The organism is Pantoea sp. SGAir0180 (assembly GCF_043546245.1).
In genome coordinates, this window is the sequence record NZ_CP028071.1 from 2,457,265 (window position 1) to 2,474,327 (window position 17,063).

Consider the following 17,063-nt stretch of genomic DNA (forward strand, 5'->3'; position numbering starts at 1 on the left):
GTCAGGTAAAGTATTTCGATGCGGTAAAAATCCTGATTCACAACATCAGTTTAATGAACATATAATGCGCAGCAGGTCATAGTGACCAGCATGGGTTCGATACATTGACAAGCCTGAAACATGGCGATAAAGACTTGTAAAATATGAAAAAAAGCATTCGCGCGTTCGCTTCACTTGCATTGGCTTTGGCGGCATTCAGTCAGTCAGCCCTTGCGGTTGTTTATCCCTTACCGCCGGCGAACAGCCGTCTGACCGGGCAAAACATTGAGATTACGATTCCTCAGGACAGTAAACTGCCTCTGGAAGCTTTTGCAGCACAGTTCCAGATGGGCCTCAGCAATATGCTGGAAGCCAATCCGGGTGTTGACGTTTATCTGCCTAAGCCTGGCAGCAAACTGATTATCCCTCAGCAGTTACTCCTGCCTGACGCCCCGCGTGAAGGCATCGTGATTAACAGTGCTGAAATGCGTCTTTATTACTACCCGAAAGGCACGAAAACCGTAGTCGTTCTGCCTATCGGTATTGGTGAGCTGGGTAAAGATACGCCGCTGAACTGGACCACAACCGTCCAACGTAAAAAAGATGGCCCGACCTGGACGCCCACCAAAGCGATGCACGCTGAATATGCATCACGTGGCGAAAATCTGCCGGCTGTGTTCCCGGCAGGCCCGGATAACCCAATGGGGCTGTATGCGCTCTACATCGGGCGTCTGTACGCCATTCACGGCACCAACGCCAACTTTGGTATCGGCCTGCGCGTCAGCCACGGCTGTGTCCGCCTGCGTGCCGATGATATCAAATGGCTGTTCGATCACGTGCCCGTTGGCACGCGCGTGCAGTTTATCAACCAGCCGGTGAAAGCCTCTGTTGAGCCAGACGGTTCACGCTGGATGGAAGTGCATAATCCGCTGTCAACCACGGAAGAGCAGTTTAACTCTCGTGAACTGGTGCCGATTACGCTGACTCAGGCGGTTGGCAAAGTACTGGTAGACGGTAGCGTGAATCAGTCTCAGGTTGATAAGGCCATCCAGAACCGCTCTGGTATGCCTGTACAGGTTAATGCGCCAGAAAACAGCGTGGCCCCTGCGCCTGTTCCCTTCAATGAAGGTGAAGATGCTGAGCCGAAAGAAGAGCCCATGACGCCAGTGATGTCGCAGCCTGCTAACCCGGTCGCGGTCCAGTCAGAGCCCGCGCCGCAACAGGCTCAACCTGTGCAGCCTTCGCAGCCGCAGCCAGAGCAACCACAGCAGTCGCAACCTGCCCAGCCACAGCCGGCGCAGTAACATTCGCCTGTTACGGACGCCAGCCATTCAGGCCCGGTCGTCAGGTCAGTGAAAAGCCAGCGTTGGCGATAGCCACGCTGGCTTTTTTATTGGTCACGGGCTCCACTGTCAACACCACTATCTGGATGGACGGCGAAAACTCAGCCAGCCGGCCAGCAGCGTGAAGGCCAGGACGATCAGAACCAGCAGTAAAAACCCGTGCGGGTTCGACGCCAGCGGAATGCCGCCCACGTTCATGCCAAAAAATCCCGCCACAATGTTAATCGGCAGCGCAAGCACCGTAATCACGGTCAGCAGATAAAGTGTCCGGTTGCTCTGCTCCATCAACCGTGCTGCAATTTCCTCCTGCAGCAGACGGATGCGCTCCATCAGGCTGGCCAGGTCGTTCAGCACCACGCTAAATTCTTCCGTGAACGCCCGCAGCTCGCGGAGCGTGTCGCGGTTGAGCCAGGCGGGTGGGCGGTTAAGCAACCGGAACAGCGCCGCCGGTTCGGGTGCCAGCAGGCGCTGAATGCGCAGCAGCATGCGCCGGTAATGCCCCAGCTCACTGCGGTTGGCCTTGATTGCCGGACTTAATAAACGCTCTTCAATGTTATCGACTACCTGGCTGATGCGACGCACCACCAGTTCCAGCTGCAACTCCTGTTCACCGAGCAGGTAAAGTAACAGGGCCTCCGCACTGGGAAAATTATGCTTCGCCAGCCCCTGCTGCATCTTTTCGATCATCACTGACGAGCGATAACGTGCGCTCACGACCAGATTATGACGGCACCAGATCCACAGGGTCGCATTTTGCGTACTGCGATTTTCCTGGCTCAGCGTGACGTCGTTCAGTACCGCCAGCAGGGCATTGCTTTGTTCCGCTAACCGGGTGCGCGGCGAGGCGGAATGGATCTCGTCAAAAAAATCATCATCAACCTGAAAGTGGCCCTGCACCCAGTGCTGTGCCCGCGCGTGATTCAGATTGATATGTAACCAGAGAAAGCCTTCTTCAGGAGGGTGTTCACCGAGTTTTACCGCTTCACGGGCATTCAGGCGTTGAGGGAGGGCATCAGGAGAAAAGCGATAACCATGGATGAGTCCGGCAACATCATCATCAAAATCACGTTTTTGTGGGGTGAGAACAACGTCTGTCGCCATGGCAATCCTGTCAGCATCATCAATTAAGATCCACAGCCTGCTAAAGTTTTGTTACAGCAAAATGACCTGTGCCGCCTGGATCATTTTTTTGTCATAAAAAGCGGGTATCACACAGCGTTAACCAGATGTAACTCCGCATCTGCATCCGCTAAGAGGTACGGCATGAGCGAAAACAGTTTATCCTCTTCAGGCACGACGCAGGGACGTCCCGATTTCAACGGCAAAGGCAGCCGCGCAACCAAAACGGCTTTTTATGTCCTGTTAATAGCCGGTCTGGCCTTTGCCGGATTTAATCTGTTTCACGATGTGGAAAAAACTAACACGCCCGTCACCAGTTATGTGCCTTTCTTTCTGCTCGGCCTGGCGCTGCTGATTGCGCTGGGCTTTGAATTCGTTAACGGGTTTCACGATACCGCCAACGCAGTCGCTACGGTGATCTACACGCATTCGCTGACGCCCGGTGCGGCCGTCGTCTGGTCAGGGCTGTGCAACTTCCTTGGCGTGATGCTTTCCAGCGGCGTGGTCGCGTTTGGCATTATTTCGCTTCTGCCCGTCGAACTCATCCTGCAGGCCAGCAGCGGCAACGGCTTTGCCATGATTTACGCCCTGCTGTTCTCGGCGATTATCTGGAATCTGGGCACCTGGTACTTTGGCCTGCCCTCGTCGTCGTCACATACTTTAATTGGCTCGATTATTGGCGTGGGTGTGGCGAATGCGATGTTGCATGGTCGCAGTGGCCTGAGTGGCGTTGACTGGGATCAGGCGCTGAAGGTCGGCTATGCCTTACTGCTCTCGCCCGTCGTGGGCTTCGTCTGCGCCGCCCTGCTGCTGTGGGCCATGAAGCTGTTGATTCGTAACCGCCAGTTGTACGAAGCCCCGCACAGCAACGAGCCGCCGCCGGTCTGGATTCGTGGCCTGCTGATTCTGACCTGCACCGGCGTCTCCTTTGCTCACGGGTCGAATGACGGGCAGAAAGGGATGGGACTCATCATGCTGATCCTGGTCGGCACCATGCCCATCGCCTATGCACTGAACCGTTCACTTCCGCCCGAGCAAATCCCGCGCGTTGCCGCACTGAGTGACGTGACGGCGCGCCAGTTACTGCATATTCAACCGGCCGCCACGCCCGCCCCGGATTCACGCAATGTGTTGACGGCCTTTGTCAGCACTGACACGGTCAATCCGAACGTCTTGCCCGCGCTTGGCATGACGTTACGGGATATCAGCGACCAGATTCGCCGCTACGGCTCGATGGACAATATTCCGGCCCAGTCCGTGACCAATACCCGCAATCAAATGTACCTGGCCGCAGAATCGATCAAGCACCTGCAAACCGCCCATGTCTCGCTCCCCGATGAGACGGCACGTAACCTGAAGGCGGTGAAAACAGAGCTGGACAGCGCCACACGCTTTATTCCGATGTGGGTGAAGGTGGTGGTGGCAATCGCGTTGGGGCTGGGCACCATGGTGGGCTGGCGACGTATTGTGGTCACCGTGGGTGAGCGCATCGGCAAAACCCATCTGACCTATGCGCAGGGGGCCAGCGCCGAACTGGTGGCGATGGCGACCATCGGCGCCGCCGATGCCTTTGGTCTGCCGGTCTCCACGACGCATGTGCTCTCATCCGGCGTGGCGGGCACCATGGCAGCGAACCGCTCTGGCCTGCAGATGTCCACCCTGCGCAATCTTGCCGTCGCCTGGATATTGACGCTGCCGGTCTCGATTTTACTTTCTGCCCTGCTCTACGGGCTGTTCATTCATATCTGACCAGGTGAATTGTCATGGCAACACACGACAACAGTTTCAATCGCGACGCTTTTAATCAGCGTTTAATGCAGGAGTTCTATGACAGCTACGACGAAGAGCTGGAGCTGGAGCTCGACGATCTGCGCTTTAGCGAGGCCGCGCCCACGGGCAGCGATGAAAAAGCCTGGCGCCGTCGTTATTTTCGCGAGCTGCTGCAGTTGCAGGGCGAGCTGGTGAAGCTACAGGACTGGGTAATGCGCACCGGCCATCGGCTGGTCATTCTGTTTGAGGGTCGCGATGCGGCCGGTAAAGGAGGCGTGATTAAGCGCATTACGCAACGCCTTAATCCGCGCACCTGCCGGGTGGCTGCGCTGCCCGCGCCCAACGATCGTGAAAAAACCCAGTGGTACTTTCAGCGTTATATCGCGCATCTGCCCGCCGCGGGCGAGATGGTGCTGTTCGACCGCAGCTGGTACAACCGGGCAGGCGTGGAGCGCGTCATGGGATTTTGCAGTGATGCCGACGTGGCGGAGTTTTATCGCAGCGTGCCCGAGTTTGAAAAAATGCTGACCCGCAGCGGGATTCAAATCATTAAGTACTGGTTTTCGATCACGGACGAGGAGCAGGAACTGCGCTTCATGAGCCGTATCCACGATCCCCTCAAGCAGTGGAAGCTCAGCCCAATGGATCTGGAAAGCCGCCGCCGTTGGGAAGATTACACGGAAGCAAAAGAAGAGATGCTGAGCCGCACCCATATTCAGGAAGCCCCCTGGTGGGTTGTTCAGGGCGTAGACAAGAAACGGGCGCGCCTTAACTGCATCAGCCACCTTTTGCAGCAGGTGCCTTATGAAGCCGCCCCACACGACGAAATCATTCTGCCGCCGCGTGAACGCTCACAGGACTACCACCGCAACGAGGTGCCGGAAAATATGATCGTGCCAGAAAAGTATTGATCGCGTGCGCGGCTAAGCGCCGCGCTGTCACGCTCTCACTTCCGGTGAGGCTGAAGAGAACTGACAGGTTTGCCGCTGTAATGCCGCATAGCGGTCAATCGCCGTAGCAATATCGGCTGAGGTTTTTAAGGCGCGAATCTCAGCGAACAGCTCACCCGCTTCGACGTAGGCTTTACGCAAATAGCCCAGCCACTGTTTGATACGTGCAACATGGTACATGCCCGTATCACCCTGTTTTTCAAGCCGGGTATATTTTTGCAGGAGCACCACCACCTCCGGCCAGGCCATGGGCGCATCATTGTATTTGACGACCCGGCTCAGGTTAGGCACGTTAAGCGCACCACGCCCAATCATCACCGCATCACAGCCTGTGATTCGCAGACAATCCTGAGCGCTTTGCCAGTCCCAGATTTCGCCATTCGCGATAACCGGAATAGACAGTCGCCGACGAATCTCGCCAATCGCCTGCCAGTTAATAGCCTCAGCACGGTAGCCGTCTTCTTTGGTACGGCCGTGGACGACCAGTTCGCTGGCACCGGCCTGCGCTACCGCATCCGCAATTTCCATGCTGCGGGCGCTGGAATCCCAGCCCAGGCGCACCTTAACCGTAACGGGCAAGGAGGCAGGTACGGCTGCCCGCATGGCTTTGGCCGCGCGGTAGATTAAGTCGGGATCTTTTAACAGCGTCGCCCCGCCGCCGCTGCCGTTGACCAGCTTCGACGGGCAACCGCAGTTCAGATCCACGCCCCACGAGCCCAGCTCAACCGCGCGGGCCGCGTTTTCCGCCAGCCACTCGGGATGCTGCCCCAGCAGTTGCAGACGAACCAGCGTACCCGACGGCGTCCGGCTGGCATGATGCAGTTCGGGACAAAGGCGATAAAAGGATTTTACCGGCAGCAGTTGGTCGACGACGCGCAAAAATTCCGTGATGCACAAATCGTAGTCGTTGACGTCCGTCAACAGCTGGCGCACCAGAGAATCCAGTACGCCCTCCATGGGTGCCAGTAAAACCCGCATGATCAGACGTTTCCGCTGCGTTTAGGCGCGGGCCGACGTGGACGAGACGCAGGCTTGTCAGACTGGCCCGCTGCGGGTCCCTGACGACGCGGCTGCGCACGCTTGTCCCCTTGAGGACGCGCCGCGCCGGCACCTTGTCCGCCCTGCCCCCGACCGCGGCCGCGTGAAGACGGTGACTGGCGGCCGTTCACAATCGGTTCCGCTTTGATGCTGGGATCCGGCTCATAGCCCGGCACAGCCAGTCGTGGAATTTCACGCTTCAGCAAGCGCTCAATATCACGCAACAGTTTGTGTTCGTCGACGCAAACCAGCGACAGCGCCGCACCCGTTGCGGCGGCACGACCGGTACGCCCAATGCGGTGTACATAGTCTTCAGGCACGTTTGGCAATTCATAGTTCACGACGTGCGGCAGTTCTTCAATATCCAGACCGCGGGCCGCGATATCCGTCGCAACCAGCACACGAATCGCGCCGGATTTGAAGTCGGCCAGTGCTCGGGTACGTGCGCCCTGACTCTTGTTACCGTGGATTGCGGCGGCCGTAATGCCATCTTTGCCCAGCTGTTCGGCAAGGTGATTGGCACCGTGCTTGGTGCGGGTAAAGACCAGCACCTGCTGCCAGTTACCTTCGCCAATCAGCTGAGACAGCAGTTCCCGCTTGCGCTTTTTGTCAACAAAATGCACCTGCTGAGAAACCTGCTCAGACGCGGTATTGCGGCGCGCGACTTCAACCTGCTCCGGGTTGTGCAGCAGTTTTTCTGCCAGGGTTTTGATCTCATCTGAGAACGTCGCCGAGAACAGCAGGTTCTGACGTTTAGCTGGCAGTTTGGCCAGTACGCGGCGGATATCGTGGATAAAGCCCATATCGAGCATGCGATCCGCTTCATCCAGTACCAGCACTTCAACCTGAGACAGGTCAACGGCGTTTTGATGAGCCAGATCCAGTAAACGGCCCGGCGTGGCCACCAGAATATCGACGCCGCCGCGCAGCTTCATCATCTGCGGGTTGATGCTGACGCCGCCAAACACCACCAGCGAACGCAGCGGAAGATATTTGCTGTAGTCGCTGACGTTTTCACCGACCTGAGCGGCCAGTTCACGGGTCGGTGTCAGAATCAGCGCGCGCACCGGACGACGGCCGCGCACTGTTCCGGTATTCGCGGACAGTTTCTGTAATAAAGGTAAGGTAAACCCGGCGGTTTTGCCGGTGCCGGTCTGGGCGCTTGCCAGCAGATCGCGGCCGGACAGCACAACAGGAATCGCCTGGCGCTGAACAGGCGTCGGTTCGCTGTAGCCCTGCTCAGCTACCGCACGCAGAATATCGGCACTCAGGCCGAGAGAGTCAAAAGACATGACGAGTATTACTCCGGTCCACTCTGACCGCGTTTGGCGGTGTAGTTTTCAGAGGGATAGTGACGCCAGCTGAGGCTGACGCGTGAAAAGGGTGCAAACTACGATGCATAAGCGGCGGAGTGTAACAGCTTTACCGCCCCTGTGCGAGATAGCTCACAATTGATTACATATCTCCCAACGACAAAAGCCACCTTGCGGTGGCTTTTTTAGCGTGACAGCCTGATTCAGCTGCGTTTTTTCTCAATGCGTCCTGCCGGCTCTTTCGCCAGCAACGACACCAGCGCGGGCCCCAACAACATCACCACGCCAAGGCTGGCTAACAGTAAGTTGTTGTGGAAAATGCGCGACACCAGGAACAGCGTCATCATCGCGGCACCGAAATAGTACGTGGTGGTCGCTTCTTCCAGATAATCACCCAGGGTACGTAAACGGGCACTACGCTGCGTGATCAGCATGGCGATAAACACCGCTGCATAGGCCACCACCAGGGTACTGCACACTTCGACCAGTGCTTTATGTTTCCAGCCCCAGACCAGTGCGGCAATCACCAGCAGGTGCATCGCGATGTGGGCCCAGGTTTGACCGGTAATAATTTGAAAGCGATTCGACAATTTCATTTCTCTCTCCTGCAGACCTGGCACGTTGCACATATGCAACCGTAACCGGCCAGGACGGTTTCTCAATGTAAAGCAAATTTCAGATAACGCCCTAATTATTCCTCTTCTTCACCCTCCATTTGTGACAAAGACTACACTTTGTTGTTGATGAAGATGAAAAGGAGCGCGTCGCGAGTATGCCACAAATCAAGCAAGGATTTTCATTTAAAGTCCTGACGATTAATACCCATAAAGGTTTTGCCCCGTTTAACCGACGCTTCATCTTGCCCGAATTGCGTGAAGCGGTGCGCGCAACGTCAGCAGATATCGTCTTTTTGCAGGAGGTGATGGGAACCCATGACATTCACCCTCTGCAACATGAAAACTGGCCTGATACCTCCCACTACGAGTTTCTGGCCGACACGATGTGGAACGATTTTGCCTATGGGCGCAATGCGGTTTACCCGGAAGGACATCATGGCAACGCCGTGCTGTCGCGTTTTCCCATTGCTGAGTACGACAATCGCGATGTTTCAATTGCCGGGAGCGAAAATCGCGGCATGTTGCATTGCCAGCTTACCCTGCCCGATGGCCGGGGCACGCTGCATGTCATCTGTGTGCACCTGGGGCTGAAAGAGGCGCACCGTCGTGCCCAGTTGGCGATGTTAAACGACATGGTGATGGCGTTACCCGCTGACGCACCTGTCGTCGTCGCCGGTGACTTTAACGACTGGCAGGGGCGAGCCAACAACATACTGCAAAAAGGGGCGGGACTAAAAGAGGTCTTTAGCCTGAAAAGCGGACGACCTGCGCGGACGTTTCCGGCACGCTTTCCCCTTTTGCGACTGGATCGTATTTACGTGCGCAATGCGACGATCAGTCAACCCTGGGCATTGCCGCGTAAACCCTGGTCACACCTTTCCGATCACGCGCCGCTGGCGGTGGAGATCCATCTATGAATTTTGAGTGGCAAGACGGCAACAAACTGCGCCTGCTGGAAAACGGGGACGCATTTTTCCCCCGGGTGTTTGGCGCGATTGCACGTGCCGAACACAGCGTACTGCTGGAAACCTTTATCCTGTTCGAAGACGATGTGGGCAACGCCCTGCACAAGGTGCTGCTGGCGGCGGCGCAGCGCGGCGTCAAGGTCGAAATGATGGTCGATGGCTACGGCTCCTCCGAGCTGTCCCAGAGTTATGTCAACAGTCTGACGCAGGCGGGCGTGCGCTTTATCTATTACGATCCGCGTCCGCTGATCATGGGCATGCGGACTAACGTCTTTCGCCGTCTGCACCGTAAAACTGTGGTCGTGGACGGCGTTATCGCCTTTGTCGGCGGCATCAACTTTTCCGCCGAGCACTACACGGATTTTGGCCCGGAAGCCAAACAGGATTATACCGTGGAGGTCAAAGGTCCGGTGGTCGCCGACATTACCCGCTTCCTGCAAGAGGCGATTGGCAGTCAGGCCACCACTCGCCGCTGGTGGGGACAGCGTTCACATCGTCCGGCCAAAAACACCCTGCCCGGCGATGCGCAGGTCCTGTTTGTCTATCGCGACAACGATCAGCACCGGGATGATATTGAGCAGCATTATCTAGACATGCTGCGCACCGCCAAACAGGACGTCATTATCGCCAACGCCTACTTTTTCCCTGGCTACCGTTTGCTTAAGGAGATGCGCAATGCGGCACAGCGCGGCGTGCGCGTGCGACTGATTGTGCAGGGTGAACCGGATATGCCGATTGTGAAAGTGGGCGCTGAGCTGCTTTATAACTATCTGGTGGATGCGGGCGTGGAAGTCTACGAATATTGCCGCCGACCGCTGCATGGCAAAGTGGCGGTGAAAGATCAGCAGTGGGCTACCGTTGGCTCAAGCAACCTCGATCCCTTGAGTTTGTCCCTCAATCTCGAAGCCAACCTGATCATTCACGATCGCAACTTTAACCAGACATTACGCGATAATCTTGAGCATTTACTGGCTGAAGACTGTCAGCGCGTGGAAGAGGATAAGTTGCCACCACGCACCTGGTGGCAGCTGACGAAAGGCGTTGTCGTGTTCCACTTTCTGCGTCACTTCCCGGCTATCGCCGGCTGGTTACCGGCGCATACGCCAAAGCTGGCTCAGGTGGATCCGCCGGTTCAGCCCGAAATGGAGACGCAAGATCGCGTCGAAGCCAACAATGAAGGAGTCAATTCCTGATGGCAAACACGCACCCACGCTGGAAACTGGCAAAAAAAATCCTGACCGGGCTCTTCTTCGTCGCCGTCATTGTGCTGCTGGTGATCTATGCACGCAAAGTGAACTGGGATGACGTCTATAAGGTCATTGTTAACTACAACCGCTTTGTGGTGCTGACCGCGGCGGCACTGGTTATCGTCAGTTATCTGGTTTACGGCTGCTACGACCTGATTGGTCGGGCCTACTGTGGTCATAAGCTGGCCAAACGTCAGGTGATGCTGGTGTCATTTATCTGCTACGCCTTTAATCTGACGCTGAGTACCTGGGTTGGCGGTGTCGCTATGCGCTACCGGCTCTATTCGCGGCTCGGCCTGGACAGTGCGACGATTACGCGCATTTTCTCCCTCAGCATCGCCACTAACTGGCTGGGCTACATCCTGCTGGCGGGCGTGATCTTCAGCGCAGGCCTGGTTCCGATTCCCGGCGGCTGGTTTATCGGCGAAACCACACTACGGTTTATTGGTGCCGCGCTGCTGGTGCTCGTTGTGTTTTATCTCTGGGCGTGCGCGTTTTCTAAACGTCGTCGCTGGAAAGTGAAAGGGCAAACCCTGCAGTTGCCTTCCCTGCGCATGGCGCTGTTTCAGTTTGCCGTCTCCTGCGCCAACTGGCTGGTTATGGGCACGATTATCTGGCTGCTGCTGGGCCGGGATGCCGGTTATCCCATGGTGCTGGGCGTACTGTTAATCAGTAGTATCGCAGGCGTAATTATTCATATTCCGGCGGGGATTGGGGTGCTAGAAGCGGTATTCGTGGCGCTGCTGGGCGGCGAGAACCTTTCACACGGGACCATCATCGCCGCGCTGCTGGCTTACCGCGTGCTGTACTTCATTTTGCCGTTGCTCCTGGCACTGGTGCTGTATCTGGGGCTGGAGAGCCGCGCGAAACATATGCGCCATAAGAATGAGCAGAAGCTACAAAAATCGTAGTAAACGGCTGCTCTGGTTCACCAGAGCAGCCTGTTTTTTAACGGCGGTTGCCAAAAATACGCAGCAGCATCAGGAACAGGTTGATGAAATCAAGATAGAGCGTCAGCGCGCCCATGATTGAGTAGCGGCGCAGGTTTTCCGTGTCACGCGCATCAATCTGCTCACCGATATTTTTCAGTTTCTGCGTGTCATACGCGGTCAGACCGACAAACACCACCACACCGATGTAGGTAATGGCCCACATCAATGCCGGGCTTTTCAGCCAGAAGTTCACCAGCGAGGCCAGCAGAATACCAATCAGCGCCATAAACAGCAGACTGCCCAGGCGGCTTAAATCACGTTTTGTGGTGTAGCCGTAGAACGTCATGGCACCAAACATCCCGGCCGTGACGAAGAACGTGCTGGCAATGGACGAATAGGTGTACACCAGAAAGATACTGGCCATGGTCAGCCCGGTCAGGGCCGAATAGAGCATGAATAACCCCGTCGCCACGGCCCCGCTCAGGCGATGCACCATACCTGAGAGGAAGAACACCAGCGCCAGTTGCACAATGATCAGGCCGAAGAAGGTGATGCGATTTGCAAACACCAGCTCCATCACCGCCGGTGTGCGCGCGGCAAACCAGGAGACGAAGGCAGTGAGTAACAAACCACAGGTCATCCAGCCATAAACCTGTGCCATATAAGCCTGCAACCCACGAGATGCAGGCTGAACTATTGAATCATTCTGTGGATATCGGTCCATGATGCACCTCTTGTTAAACAAATGTGTTGTGCCCCAAAACGGGCTGTCTGAGTAAGTGTGGCACAGCTCTGTTCAACTGTGCCACAACGCCGTACTTATCGACGTGACAGGCACTGCTGATAACGACTGTCGACGCGTTGAGCAAACCATGCCGTGGTTAAATTGCGGGTAATTTTAGGACTTTCAAGTCTGATGCCCGGCAACATTTCCCGTGGCAAAGGCTTTCCGGCCATCTTGTCTGCCAGCGTAAAAACCTGCTTCCACAGATCGCTGTCGCTGAAGTCCGCCTTTTCGCCCCGCTCCAGATCGTGGCGGATTTCGCGGTTGCTCATATCAATGCGTTTCGCCATTGTCCGCACCGCCAGCTCCGTCGATCCTGGCGTGTCCGAACCATACTGAATCAGATCGCCATCCAGCGCCAGCTTCATCCCTGTCGCGCGGGCTACCGCCGCCTGGAACGCCGCATTGCGGCTGGCGTACCAGCCCGCATTGTAGTCCGCGAACCGGTAAAGCGGCTTGCTGTAGTCAGCCGGATAGCCCAGCAGGTGCATTGTGCCGAAATAGACGCCGCCATGACGCGTGAAAACTTCACGGCGAATGGAACCGTCAACCGGCCATGGATAGCCTTTGGCATGGGCTTCTGCAAACGCAATACTCACCTGCATCGGTCCGCCGGTATGAACAGGGTTGAGGTTGCCAAACAGCTTCTGCCCCATGGGCACCATCTCAATAAAGTCGTCGAAAATGGCGCTCAGATCTTTTTCACTTTTCGCCTTATCCAGCCGCGCAGCGTAGCTTTCGCCATTACTGGACTTGATTAACAGCGCGGTGCGCACTAAAAACGCCGGAACATGCACCTTCGCCGCCCGGCGGTCGATCTCCTCCCAGGCGATTTTTGCCATACCGGGTACGGTGCCGTTGGCGTCAAATCCTGACTCCTGACCCGCCACCGCAATAACCGCGCACAAATTACTGTCGCTGGCGGCCAGACCCTGGGTACGGAACGACGTATAGATATCGTCAGCCCAGCCTGATTTATCGCTGACACCGGCGGGCAGCAGGCGCTGAATCTGCGCTTTGACATCCTCAGGTTGCCTGGCGGGCGCTTCTGGTGTTTTTTTGCTGCTACAGCCCGCCAGTATCAGGATAGCGAGCAACGTCAGGCGTTTGGGGAATGAAATGAATGACATACCTGTCCTCTGAGGCAAAATGAGTAGCTTAACACTGCGCCGCTTCGCAGGGCAGATGCGATTATATGAACTAAGGTTATCTCTTTTCACGAAAAAGGGATGTTTTATGTCAAAACGCTGGACACTTATCGCACTGAGCCTGCTGCTGGCCGGCTGCGGCGGCAATAACACACCGGCTCAGGTCAGTTCGCCGGGCGCCCCCACTTCACCGACGCTAAAAGCGCTGGACAGCGGCGCGGCCGTGCTGCAGTCCCGCCCGCCCATTGATGCGATCAATGCCTATCTGGATGGTTTTCATTTCTATAACGGCGACAAGAATGGCCAGATGGAAGCCCATCACTATGTGACGGTCCTGAATGATGATGTGATGCAGGCGGTGATTTATGACGGTAATACGCGCGATGCGCGCCTGATGGGCGTGGAATATATTATCAGTGAGCGCCTGTACCGCAACCTGCCCGCCGAAGAGAAAAAACTGTGGCACAGTCATCAGTACGAGGTGAAATCCGGTTCACTGGTCGCGCCAGGCCTGCCGGCCGTCGCAGAAAAAGCGCTGATGACGCGCATCGTCAACACGTACGGGAAAACCTGGCATACCTGGCACACCGACCGCGACAAGCAACTGCCCATTGGCATTCCGGCGCTGATGATGGGCTTTACCGCCGACGGGCAAATGGATGCGCGCTTGCTGGCCGATCGCGACCGCCGTTTTGACATCGACAGTCAAAAAATTCGTGCTGAACGGGCGGATATCGTCGCACATCCCGTGGTGCCCGGCGCCAATGCCTGGCAGGACGGTGACGTTATTCAGCTTCGGCGAGGACAAGGCGGCGGTGAACACGCGCACGGCAACACGCAATTTGCTCCCGCCGAACAGCGAGGTACGCCTTAATCCCAGCGCTGCGCAGCCTCGTGATCGCTGCTGCGTGCATCGACCCAGCGATCGCCCTGCCCGGTGGTTTCCCGTTTCCAGAACGGGGCGCGGGTTTTCAGGTAATCCATGATGAATTCCGCAGCGGCAAAGGCGCTGCTGCGGTGCGCACTGGTGACGCCGACAAAGACAATCTCATCGCCGGGAAACAGTTCACCAATGCGGTGGATGACAGAGACGCGCTGAAGCGGCCAGCGCTGGCGCGCTTCGTCAGTAATTTCCTGCAGTGCCTTCTCGGTCATACCGGGATAATGTTCCAGCGTCAGGGCCGCAACATCATCGCCCAGGTTGTGATTGCGCACTTTGCCCGTGAACGTGACAACCGCGCCGTCTGCGTCGCACCCTGCCAGCCACTGGTATTCCTGCGCCATCGCAAAGGGCGCGGGACCGACCCGAATTTGCGTGTCCATTTATCCTCCGGTAACGGGTGGGAAAAAGGCGACTTCATCGCCGTCCTGTAAAGGGTGCGTCATGGGGCGTAGCGTCTGGTTAACCGCCGCCAGTAATCGTTCGCTGTCGAGCGCCAGCGCCCAGCGTTCGCCCTGCTGAGACAACGCTGTCCGCAGCGTCGCGACGTCGGGATAGTCGGCGGCCAGCGTCAGCGAGTCCGTGCCCACCAGCTCCCGCACCTGCGCAAAAAACAGTACCTTAATCATGGGCTGCCGCCTGAAAATCGCCGCTTTTGCCGCCGCTTTTATGCAGCAGGCGCAGCCGATCAATCACGATATCTTTCTGGACGGCTTTGCACATGTCATAGATGGTCAGCGCCGCCACGGAAGCCGCCGTCAGGGCTTCCATTTCTACCCCGGTTTTCCCCGTCAGCCGACACAGCGAGGTGATGCGAACCCGGTTCAATTCGGGTTCCGCGACCAGGTTGATCTCCACTTTGCTCAGCATAAGCGGATGACAGAGTGGGATCAGTTCCCAGGTGCGTTTTGCCGCCTGAATACCGGCAATGCGCGCTGTGGCGAACACATCACCCTTGTGGTGACGGCCTTCCATGATCATCTGTAACGTTTCTGGCTTCATCAGTACCAGCACGTCGGCCTGCGCTTCGCGTACCGTATCGTCTTTGGTGGAAACATCCACCATGTGGGCTTCGCCCGCGGCGTTGATGTGGGTAAGTTGTGACATGCTTAAAGCTTCTTTAAATGAGTGACAAAATTGCAGGGACGCGTACGCGCATCCAGTTGGTCAGCGATGATGCGTTCCCACGCGGTGGTACAGGCTGACGTTGAGCCCGGGACCGCAAAGATCAACGTCTGGTTAGCGAGACCGGCCACCGCACGGGACTGCAATGTCGAGCCGCCAATGTCTTCGTAAGACACCATGCGGAACAGCTCGCCAAAGCCGTCAATCTCCCGATCGAACAACGGCAGCAGCGCCTCAGGCGTGCTGTTTTTCGCATTGAAGCCGGTGCCGCCATTAATAATGACCACCTGGACATCTTCACTGGCGATCCAGCGCGACACAATCGCGCGAATACGGTAAACATTGTCGGGAACAATGGCGTGATCGATCACGCTGTGGCCCGCCTCGGCTGCCGCTTCACGCAGATAATCGCCGGAGGTATCGCTGCTGGCATCACGGCTGTCAGAGACCGTCAGCATAGCGAGCTGTAACGGTTGAAACGTGCTGGCTGATTTGCCCATGTCTGCTCCTGCAGTTAACCGCCAATATAAGAAAGATTTTGTGTAATACCGGTATTTCCCTGTAACAGGAAATGCGTCTGCTTCTTCTGGCCCAGGCTGCTGGCAATGCGTGCCTGAAGTTCATCTTGCTGGTCGTCAGAGGCCAGCAGATCGCGTAAAGGAATCCCGCCATCGCCAAACAGGCAGAGATGCAAATTTCCCTGTGCGGAAACCCGCAGACGGTTGCAGCTGGCGCAGAAATCTTTGGAATACGGCATGATCAGCCCGATTTCACCGACGTAATCCGGATGATAAAACACCTGGGCCGGGCCATCACTGCGGCCGCTGATACGACGCTGCCAGCCCTGAGCAATCAGCTGATCGCGGATAACTTCGCCCGAGACATGCTGCTGGCGAAACAGCGCACCGCCCTCGCCGGTTTCCATAAGTTCGATAAAACGCAGCTGGATGGGACGCGTACGGATCCAGTCAAGAAAGGTCGCCAGATGGTGGCTGTTGACATCGCGCATCAGCACGCTGTTGACTTTGACCTGGCTAAAACCCGCCTCAAAAGCCGCGTCAATCCCGGCCATCACCTGGTGGAACTTGTCCTGACCGGTAATCGCATGAAACTGACGTGCATCAAGGCTGTCCACGCTGACGTTCAACGCGGTCAGTCCCGCGTCGCGCCACTGCTTAACATCGCGCGCCAGTCGATAGCCGTTGGTGGTGACCGCAATCTGGCGAATCGCAGCATTTTCGTTAACCGCGGCGATAATGTCGGTGAAATCACGACGTAAAGAGGGCTCACCGCCGGTCAGACGCACTTTTTCAGTGCCCGCCGCCGCAAAGGCGCGCGTGACACGGCGAATTTCATCCAGTGAGAGAAAGCTTTTATTGCGGATACCGTTTGGCTGATAACCCTCCGGCAGGCAATAGGTACAACGGAAATTACAGACATCCGTGACCGAGAGGCGCAAGTAATAAAACTTACGCGCAAATGCATCAGTAAATTGTGACACCAGAGAACACCTTTCCAGTTCGGGAGATGCAGTCATTTCTTCCTGCACCCTGGCAGCGCGTAGGCTACGGCCTGAATCCCCTATCCGCAGACGTAGGCATTCAGGCTTGAGTGTACGTTAACCGGCTGATTAACGCGGTATACAGATGGTAGCGCGATTAGGGTAAATGCGCCATCCACGGCTTTTACTCTGTGTGCGCAGTAACGTTAACTTTCACCGTATTTCGCGCCCGGGATACGGTAAACTGCCGGTCATAAACTGACACACATCATCCTCGTCTGCACCCTGCGCG

General features: G+C 56.6%; 18 protein-coding genes and 1 riboswitch. Of the genes, 7 read left to right on the forward strand and 11 right to left on the reverse strand.

Translation table 11 applies throughout. From position 1 onward, the window contains the following. The first annotated feature begins 143 nt into the window (after positions 1-143). Complete coding sequence (locus tag C1N58_RS11445; RefSeq protein ID WP_033737717.1) at positions 144-1,283, forward strand: L,D-transpeptidase family protein; 1,140 nt, start codon at positions 144-146, stop codon at positions 1,281-1,283. A 117-nt stretch (positions 1,284-1,400) separates the two neighbouring features. Here the strand turns inward: C1N58_RS11445 and C1N58_RS11450 are convergent, their stop codons facing one another. Beyond that, complete coding sequence (locus C1N58_RS11450) at positions 1,401-2,423, reverse strand: transporter (protein WP_033737718.1); 1,023 nt, start codon at positions 2,421-2,423, stop codon at positions 1,401-1,403. A gap of 162 nt (positions 2,424-2,585) precedes the next feature. On the opposite strand from C1N58_RS11450, the gene C1N58_RS11455 reads away from it, so the two are divergent. Continuing rightward, positions 2,586-4,190 (forward strand): inorganic phosphate transporter, encoded by a 1,605-nt coding sequence (locus C1N58_RS11455; RefSeq protein ID WP_006118524.1) that lies wholly within the window; start codon positions 2,586-2,588, stop codon positions 4,188-4,190. 14 nt (positions 4,191-4,204) lie between these two features. Then, positions 4,205-5,122, forward strand: coding sequence for a polyphosphate kinase 2 (ppk2, locus tag C1N58_RS11460; RefSeq protein WP_039341492.1), 918 nt, complete (start codon positions 4,205-4,207; stop codon positions 5,120-5,122). 27 nt (positions 5,123-5,149) lie between these two features. On the opposite strand, the gene dusC is transcribed toward ppk2, so the two are convergent. The 3 genes from dusC to C1N58_RS11475 all read right to left on the reverse strand — a co-directional run bounded on the left by dusC (position 5,150) and on the right by C1N58_RS11475 (position 8,108). Further along, positions 5,150-6,139, reverse strand: coding sequence for a tRNA dihydrouridine(16) synthase DusC (gene dusC / locus C1N58_RS11465; protein WP_394549780.1), 990 nt, complete (start codon positions 6,137-6,139; stop codon positions 5,150-5,152). Between the two features lie 2 nt (positions 6,140-6,141). Continuing rightward, complete coding sequence (rhlE, locus tag C1N58_RS11470) at positions 6,142-7,491, reverse strand: ATP-dependent RNA helicase RhlE (protein WP_006118521.1); 1,350 nt, start codon at positions 7,489-7,491, stop codon at positions 6,142-6,144. Between the two features lie 224 nt (positions 7,492-7,715). Beyond that, positions 7,716-8,108: a YbhQ family protein gene (locus tag C1N58_RS11475; RefSeq protein WP_033737724.1), complete on the reverse strand. Its 393-nt coding sequence runs from the start codon at positions 8,106-8,108 to the stop codon at positions 7,716-7,718. Between the two features lie 176 nt (positions 8,109-8,284). Between C1N58_RS11475 and C1N58_RS11480 the strand changes: the two genes are divergently transcribed. Genes C1N58_RS11480 through C1N58_RS11490 form a run of 3 tightly spaced genes read left to right on the forward strand, consistent with a single transcriptional unit; the run spans position 8,285 to position 11,252 of the window. Further along, the gene (locus C1N58_RS11480; protein ID WP_006118519.1) at positions 8,285-9,046 is read left to right on the forward strand and encodes an endonuclease/exonuclease/phosphatase family protein; all 762 of its coding nucleotides are present in this window, start codon (positions 8,285-8,287) and stop codon (positions 9,044-9,046) included. Then, the gene (clsB, locus tag C1N58_RS11485; RefSeq protein ID WP_394564188.1) at positions 9,043-10,287 is read left to right on the forward strand and encodes a cardiolipin synthase ClsB; all 1,245 of its coding nucleotides are present in this window, start codon (positions 9,043-9,045) and stop codon (positions 10,285-10,287) included. Before C1N58_RS11480 ends, clsB begins: the two co-directional genes overlap by 4 nt. After that, entirely contained in the window at positions 10,287-11,252 is a 966-nt protein-coding gene (locus C1N58_RS11490; RefSeq protein ID WP_394564189.1) for a lysylphosphatidylglycerol synthase domain-containing protein, read from the forward strand. The genes clsB and C1N58_RS11490 overlap by 1 nt, the downstream gene beginning before the upstream one ends. Before the next feature lie 37 nt (positions 11,253-11,289). Here the strand turns inward: C1N58_RS11490 and C1N58_RS11495 are convergent, their stop codons facing one another. Together C1N58_RS11495 and C1N58_RS11500 are read right to left on the reverse strand one after the other, a co-directional pair. Continuing rightward, positions 11,290-11,997, reverse strand: a complete 708-nt coding sequence (locus C1N58_RS11495; RefSeq protein WP_033737729.1) for a Bax inhibitor-1/YccA family protein — start codon at positions 11,995-11,997, stop codon at positions 11,290-11,292. A 95-nt stretch (positions 11,998-12,092) separates the two neighbouring features. Further along, positions 12,093-13,187 (reverse strand): DUF1615 domain-containing protein, encoded by a 1,095-nt coding sequence (locus C1N58_RS11500; protein ID WP_394564190.1) that lies wholly within the window; start codon positions 13,185-13,187, stop codon positions 12,093-12,095. Between the two features lie 106 nt (positions 13,188-13,293). On the opposite strand from C1N58_RS11500, the gene C1N58_RS11505 reads away from it, so the two are divergent. After that, positions 13,294-14,079 carry an OBAP family protein gene (locus tag C1N58_RS11505; RefSeq protein ID WP_039341505.1) on the forward strand — a complete coding sequence of 262 codons (786 nt, stop codon included), beginning with the start codon at positions 13,294-13,296 and terminating at the stop codon, positions 14,077-14,079. Here C1N58_RS11505 and moaE read toward each other — a convergent pair. The 5 genes from moaE to moaA form a co-directional block, all read right to left on the reverse strand. Then, positions 14,076-14,528 (reverse strand): molybdopterin synthase catalytic subunit MoaE, encoded by a 453-nt coding sequence (gene moaE, locus C1N58_RS11510; RefSeq protein ID WP_058701075.1) that lies wholly within the window; start codon positions 14,526-14,528, stop codon positions 14,076-14,078. The genes C1N58_RS11505 and moaE overlap by 4 nt on opposite strands. Next, positions 14,529-14,774, reverse strand: a complete 246-nt coding sequence (gene moaD, locus C1N58_RS11515; RefSeq protein ID WP_394564191.1) for a molybdopterin synthase sulfur carrier subunit — start codon at positions 14,772-14,774, stop codon at positions 14,529-14,531. It lies immediately after the preceding gene. After that, positions 14,767-15,252, reverse strand: coding sequence for a cyclic pyranopterin monophosphate synthase MoaC (moaC, locus tag C1N58_RS11520; protein WP_033737733.1), 486 nt, complete (start codon positions 15,250-15,252; stop codon positions 14,767-14,769). The genes moaD and moaC overlap by 8 nt, the downstream gene beginning before the upstream one ends. A gap of 2 nt (positions 15,253-15,254) precedes the next feature. After that, positions 15,255-15,770, reverse strand: coding sequence for a molybdenum cofactor biosynthesis protein B (moaB, locus tag C1N58_RS11525; protein ID WP_006118510.1), 516 nt, complete (start codon positions 15,768-15,770; stop codon positions 15,255-15,257). 14 nt (positions 15,771-15,784) lie between these two features. Further along, the gene (gene moaA, locus C1N58_RS11530; protein ID WP_172912616.1) at positions 15,785-16,774 is read right to left on the reverse strand and encodes a GTP 3',8-cyclase MoaA; all 990 of its coding nucleotides are present in this window, start codon (positions 16,772-16,774) and stop codon (positions 15,785-15,787) included. After that, a riboswitch (molybdenum cofactor riboswitch) is annotated at positions 16,763-16,896 on the reverse strand. It overlaps the preceding gene by 12 nt. Positions 16,897-17,063: the final 167 nt, after the last annotated feature.

Excerpts from the sequence above, each read along its gene's own strand:
- ppk2 (WP_039341492.1), top strand. The coding sequence starts at position 4,205 with ATGGCAACACACGACAACAGTTTCAATCGCGACGCTTTTAATCAGCGT.
- moaB (WP_006118510.1), bottom strand. The coding sequence starts at position 15,770 with ATGGGCAAATCAGCCAGCACGTTTCAACCGTTACAGCTCGCTATGCTG.
- clsB (WP_394564188.1), top strand. The coding sequence starts at position 9,043 with ATGAATTTTGAGTGGCAAGACGGCAACAAACTGCGCCTGCTGGAAAAC.
- C1N58_RS11490 (WP_394564189.1), top strand. The coding sequence starts at position 10,287 with ATGGCAAACACGCACCCACGCTGGAAACTGGCAAAAAAAATCCTGACC.
- C1N58_RS11455 (WP_006118524.1), top strand. The coding sequence starts at position 2,586 with ATGAGCGAAAACAGTTTATCCTCTTCAGGCACGACGCAGGGACGTCCC.
- moaC (WP_033737733.1), bottom strand. The coding sequence starts at position 15,252 with ATGTCACAACTTACCCACATCAACGCCGCGGGCGAAGCCCACATGGTG.
- C1N58_RS11505 (WP_039341505.1), top strand. The coding sequence starts at position 13,294 with ATGTCAAAACGCTGGACACTTATCGCACTGAGCCTGCTGCTGGCCGGC.
- C1N58_RS11475 (WP_033737724.1), bottom strand. The coding sequence starts at position 8,108 with ATGAAATTGTCGAATCGCTTTCAAATTATTACCGGTCAAACCTGGGCC.
- rhlE (WP_006118521.1), bottom strand. The coding sequence starts at position 7,491 with ATGTCTTTTGACTCTCTCGGCCTGAGTGCCGATATTCTGCGTGCGGTA.
- C1N58_RS11445 (WP_033737717.1), top strand. The coding sequence starts at position 144 with ATGAAAAAAAGCATTCGCGCGTTCGCTTCACTTGCATTGGCTTTGGCG.
- C1N58_RS11500 (WP_394564190.1), bottom strand. The coding sequence starts at position 13,187 with ATGTCATTCATTTCATTCCCCAAACGCCTGACGTTGCTCGCTATCCTG.
- moaD (WP_394564191.1), bottom strand. The coding sequence starts at position 14,774 with ATGATTAAGGTACTGTTTTTTGCGCAGGTGCGGGAGCTGGTGGGCACG.
- dusC (WP_394549780.1), bottom strand. The coding sequence starts at position 6,139 with ATGCGGGTTTTACTGGCACCCATGGAGGGCGTACTGGATTCTCTGGTG.
- C1N58_RS11450 (WP_033737718.1), bottom strand. The coding sequence starts at position 2,423 with ATGGCGACAGACGTTGTTCTCACCCCACAAAAACGTGATTTTGATGAT.
- C1N58_RS11495 (WP_033737729.1), bottom strand. The coding sequence starts at position 11,997 with ATGGACCGATATCCACAGAATGATTCAATAGTTCAGCCTGCATCTCGT.
- C1N58_RS11480 (WP_006118519.1), top strand. The coding sequence starts at position 8,285 with ATGCCACAAATCAAGCAAGGATTTTCATTTAAAGTCCTGACGATTAAT.
- moaE (WP_058701075.1), bottom strand. The coding sequence starts at position 14,528 with ATGGACACGCAAATTCGGGTCGGTCCCGCGCCCTTTGCGATGGCGCAG.